The organism is Nostoc sp. CHAB 5715 (assembly GCF_020829685.1).
In the GTDB taxonomy this organism is placed as follows: domain Bacteria; phylum Cyanobacteriota; class Cyanobacteriia; order Cyanobacteriales; family Nostocaceae; genus Nostoc.
Genome location: NZ_JAIVFR010000651.1, coordinates 1 through 4447, shown reverse-complemented (window position 1 = coordinate 4447; position 4447 = coordinate 1). Strand labels below are relative to the sequence as shown.

Here is a 4447-nt window from a genome sequence, read left to right as displayed (position 1 = left end):
GAAGAATTTCTGATTTGTATGGTTCAACCAAAAGTACACCCTGCTCACCCTTCCCAACACGATAGAGTTCAGGATGGTGGCGAAAATTAATATTTTTAAAGTCTAAAGAATAATCAAAAGCCATGATAGATTTTTATTATTCATAATAAACTTTAAAAAAAGTTCAACTTCTATCTAAGTATTGAGATTTTGTTCTACTATGCTATCTAGCACCCAATCCGTGAACAGTGTCCTTGCGCCAGGAAATCTGCGTAAAGTGCATCACATTGCCCTCAATGTCCAGGATATGCAAGCTTCCCGCTACTTTTATGGCACAATCCTGGGTTTGCATGAACTCACAGGCGACGAAGTACCCGCAACCCTGGTAGAACTTGTCGCATCTGGGAAAGTAGCCAACTTCATCACCCCGGATGGTACGATTCTGGATTTATTTGGGGAACCCGAATTAACACCACCAAATCCTGACCCAGAAAAGACCTTCACCAGAGCGTACCATCTAGCCTTTGACATCGATCCCCAGTTATTTGATCGCGCGGTGACAGTGATCAGAGAAAATAAAATAGCGATCGCTCATGGCCCAGTCACTCGTCCTACTGGTAGAGGAGTGTATTTTTACGATCCAGATGGCTTTATGATTGAAATTCGTTGCGATCCAGATGCCCATTAAATAATTATTTGTCAGCACAAAACGGGAAATACTTCAATGACAGCACTGACATTAAACCTTAATTCGATTCTTAAACTGACCACAGAGCAGTTTTATCAGCTGTGTGAAGAAAACCCCGATTTACAATTAGAACGCAATGCTCAAGGAGAATTAGTCATAATACCACCAACGGGAGGAGAAACTGGAAGAAGTAACGTTAATTTAATTCTGCAATTGGCATCATGGAATGAACAAAAGCAACTAGGCGAAGTTTTTGATTCTTCCACTGGATTTACTTTACCTTCAGGGGCTGACCGTTCTCCTGATGTTTCGTGGGTGAAAAAATCTCGTTGGGATAGTTTGACAAAAGAACAAAGAGAAAAATTTATTCCTTTATCTCCTGATTTTGCAATTGAAATAATGTCACCATCTGACACTTTGAAAAAAGTTCAAGAAAAAATGCATGAGTATATGTCAAATGGATGTCGTTTAGGTTGGCTAATAAATCGAAAAAAACAGGAAGTAGAAATTTATCGTCCCGGACAAGATGTGGAAATTTTAAAATCACCTCAAACTCTTTCTGGAGAAACTATTTTACCTGGTTTTGTACTCAATATGAAAAAAATTTGGGGAGAATAATAATTGATTGCTATGTGTCAAAAGTGGCAACAATTCTTGAAAAAACACTAGTTAATCTACTATGACCACGAAAATCACGCAAATATTTAAAGTAATTGAAGACACAATCACAAAACCGCCAATTCCACACGAACCATACAAGCAATCATTAAAAGCGTGGGCGATGTATTGTTTGCGAGACAAAGGTTTTATAGTTGTTTATGCTCAAAATGCCGACTTCGCTATTGAAACAAAAGGTGCAGAAAAGCTATATTTCAAAGTTTCAAATAGCCCCGATGATTTAGATAATTCTCTTAGCTGGATTGTTTGGGATAGTTCAACCAAAAGCGCCAGCTTAATTCCCAAAAAAATAGACTGATGCCAAAATATTCATTAAATCTTTTCCTGATTGTTTAGCTATTCTGACTCCTGAATTCCAACTCCTGAATTCTGACTAGACAACTGCTGCACAAATATTTGATGTTCTGGCGAATTTAATCCCAACTGCAACACAGCCAATACTTGCTGCATATTACCAGCAAGTAAATCCGACATTGATAACCACAAACCAGGAAATACTTGACTTTTGATAATTCCATCAGCGCCCACTTCTAAGGAAATATATTCTCCTTGTTGCAAGCTAAACCAATCTAATTTGTTTTCAAATATTTGCCAAACAATATATTCTTTTACCCCATTACGACCGTAAACTTTTTTCTTGTCATGTAAATCAATAGCAACACTGCTAGCTGCTATCTCTATTACGAGTTCTGGCGCACCTTCTATATAATCATCACTCAAACGAGATCGCCCGTTAGCTGTTGGTGTAATTAATAGCACTCCATCTGGTTGCGGTTCATTGTCTCTATCTAAGCGGACTGTTGGCTCAATTCCCAATCTCACACCAGGAGTGGCAATTTGGTAAGTCCACAACCAACCTATTAGATGACCATGTGGTTCAGCATGACTTTCAAAACGTAATGGGGATGCCAAGTATACAACTCCTTCAATTAATTCTGCCTTTTGATGACGGGACATTGCTTGATAGCGGCGCTCAAATTCGTAGCGAGTCAGGCGATCGCCATTTTCTAAATGAGGAATTTGCTGCTTAAATGATAGGTTAACCATGATTTTCTGCTCTGGCAAGGAGTCTTACTTTATTATGGCTTGATGCATATTTTTTTAGATATTTACTAAATTACTATATAGTGCTTCTAGGTTGAGTTCAATACACACCTAACCCCAGAAAGGCGAGTAAGCATCAAAGCCTCTTTCCTTTTAGGAGAGAGGTCAGAGTAAACTAGAAGCGCTAGAATCAGGTTTCTCAAACACCATTAAATGCTGTTGAGGTAACAAGTTTTTAGTTTCCCGCCAAACCAAACCAACAGCTTGCATTTCTTTACGGACTTGCTTTTGAGTCATTTTGTGCAGACCTTTAATCATAATAAAGGGATTTTCGCCCCGGTACTCAACCAACACTACCCGACCACCTGGTTTAAGTGCTTTCACAATTCCTTGCATCACTTCTTGGGGATACTCAAGTTCATGGTAAGCATCTACCATCAAAGCCAAATCTATACTTTCAGATGGTAAGTTTGGGTTACTAAGAGTTGCCAAAACAGGCTCAACATTGGTGATATTTTTCTCTTCTTTGAACAACTCAATAATTTCCAACATTTCTGGCTGAACATCTACAGCTAACACTTTACCTGTTGTTAATAACGGCGCAATGCGAAAGCTTAAGTAACCAGTACCAGCACCAATATCCGCCACTACATCATTAGGTTTCAAGTTGAGGAGGCTGACTACCTTACTTGGCTGTTCCTCTCCCTCTCGGCTTAGACGTTCACTCTAGTAATTGGGCATTGGGCATTAGGCATAATCTTTATTCAGCCTCAATCGCCCCCTCTACTGTCGTAATTTTTTTATCAATCCAAAACAATAAAGGATCTGAGAATATATGTCCACATGCACAATAAAACAATATTCTTACTCCGTCGATTTCATCAAAATCTTTTCTTCTGTATTCAGAAGAAGAACATTTGGGGCAACCATACCATTGCTGTGGCATTAACCCAGACAGGAGCAGAAGGACTGGACAGACTGGCGGAGAAGCTATCAGTAAGCCGCTCTCAGCTTATCGAGATGATAGGCAGGGGCGAAATTTCGCTTCACAACGTGGACAAGCAATTATTGGGGGAATCCTTGATCGGCTGATTTTAAAAACCCAGGACTTAATACATGAGTCGGAAAACAGAACAGTCGAGCTAAAAAACCATCTTCAAGAATTAAAGGATCTGTCTCAGCAGTTTAAAACCTCAGAAGAACCTGAATAAAACCGTCCTGCCTGCTGTGGTAAGGGCGGTTTTGTTTTGTGCTCGCGCGGCGCAGCTTCCTTGAGGGGAATTGCTCACGCGCTGCGGGGAGGGCGGCTTTGTTTTGCTCACGCGGTTGTGGGGAGTGGGGGGATTTGTGCGATCGCAGTTGACCAATGACTAATGACCAATGACCAATGAAAGTTATTCTTACGACTCTTGCGGGACAAATAGCAGAAGAAAGAGAGTTAACCGCAGTTCTTCGGTTTCCTCATCTGATTATGTGCAATAGCTTCCTCTACATTTTATTGGAAGTTGACGGTCAAACAGCGACTTACCGATACCTGGAATACTACCTGTTGCCACCATCACCCATCGAATAAGCAGCAGCATTCATATTCTTCTATTAATCAAGAGGTACTCTCGGAATCTGGTATACATTTTGACGACAATGTAACCGAAGTATTAGAACGCCCAACATGGGAAGTAAAAGTAGCTCTAATCTTGTTTGATATTCGCGGCGGTTTCGACAAGATACAGAACCCTGAAGGATTTATTAGAGATTGTCTACGTAGTCGTTGGTGGGAGACAAACCGCAACTACTGGGCAATATGTAAGAAGCTTTCACATGCAACAAAACCAGACGACATAGTTTTTCCCTTTAATTTAGAAACTGTTTGTGATGACGAATAAAAAAACTGCCTCCATCACTGGAGACAGCTACCATTAATTTCCAGTCTGATTATGAACCAACCTACACTTTTTGATTTAGAAGCTTTTGCTAAGACAGAAGACACTTCTGCTTACACTTACGATCCGTTCTGGGATGAAATCGAAACTGCATCCCTTGATAGTCATAGTGTTGGGG

General features: G+C 40.3%; 8 protein-coding genes and 1 pseudogene. 6 read left to right on the top strand and 3 right to left on the bottom strand.

Going from position 1 to position 4447, the window contains the following annotated elements; genetic code table 11:
* Positions 1 to 124, bottom strand: a 124-nt coding sequence (locus LC574_RS28265; RefSeq protein ID WP_229456979.1) for a DUF4385 family protein, incomplete at its 3' end; no start/stop codon positions are given.
* Positions 125 to 199: 75 nt separating this feature from the next.
* Between LC574_RS28265 and LC574_RS28260 the strand changes: the two genes are divergently transcribed.
* From LC574_RS28260 to LC574_RS28250, 3 genes are all read left to right on the top strand, one after another.
* A complete protein-coding gene (locus LC574_RS28260) occupies positions 200 to 667 on the top strand; it encodes a VOC family protein (RefSeq protein ID WP_229456978.1) in 468 nt (155 codons plus the stop codon).
* A 36-nt stretch (positions 668 to 703) separates the two neighbouring features.
* On the top strand, positions 704 to 1285 hold the full coding sequence (locus LC574_RS28255; protein WP_229456977.1) for a Uma2 family endonuclease: 582 nt from the start codon (positions 704 to 706) through the stop codon (positions 1283 to 1285).
* Positions 1286 to 1346: 61 nt separating this feature from the next.
* On the top strand, positions 1347 to 1643 hold the full coding sequence (locus tag LC574_RS28250) for a hypothetical protein (RefSeq protein ID WP_229456976.1): 297 nt from the start codon (positions 1347 to 1349) through the stop codon (positions 1641 to 1643).
* Positions 1644 to 1681: 38 nt separating this feature from the next.
* Here LC574_RS28250 and LC574_RS28245 read toward each other — a convergent pair whose 3' ends face one another.
* Together LC574_RS28245 and LC574_RS28240 are read right to left on the bottom strand one after the other, a co-directional pair.
* Complete coding sequence (locus LC574_RS28245) at positions 1682 to 2392, bottom strand: Uma2 family endonuclease (RefSeq protein WP_229456975.1); 711 nt, start codon at positions 2390 to 2392, stop codon at positions 1682 to 1684.
* A 162-nt stretch (positions 2393 to 2554) separates the two neighbouring features.
* A pseudogene (locus LC574_RS28240) lies at positions 2555 to 3112 on the bottom strand (class I SAM-dependent methyltransferase); the annotation flags it as partial.
* Between the two features lie 194 nt (positions 3113 to 3306).
* On the opposite strand from LC574_RS28240, the gene LC574_RS28235 reads away from it, so the two are divergent.
* From LC574_RS28235 to LC574_RS28230, 3 genes are read left to right on the top strand one after another with little or no spacing between them, the layout of a single operon-like run.
* The gene (locus LC574_RS28235) at positions 3307 to 3600 is read left to right on the top strand and encodes a hypothetical protein (RefSeq protein ID WP_229456974.1); all 294 of its coding nucleotides are present in this window, start codon (positions 3307 to 3309) and stop codon (positions 3598 to 3600) included.
* Positions 3601 to 3636: 36 nt separating this feature from the next.
* On the top strand, positions 3637 to 3759 hold the full coding sequence (locus tag LC574_RS38295) for a hypothetical protein (protein WP_267871706.1): 123 nt from the start codon (positions 3637 to 3639) through the stop codon (positions 3757 to 3759).
* 17 nt (positions 3760 to 3776) lie between these two features.
* Entirely contained in the window at positions 3777 to 3962 is a 186-nt protein-coding gene (locus LC574_RS28230; protein WP_229456973.1) for a hypothetical protein, read from the top strand.
* Positions 3963 to 4447 lie beyond the last annotated feature (485 nt).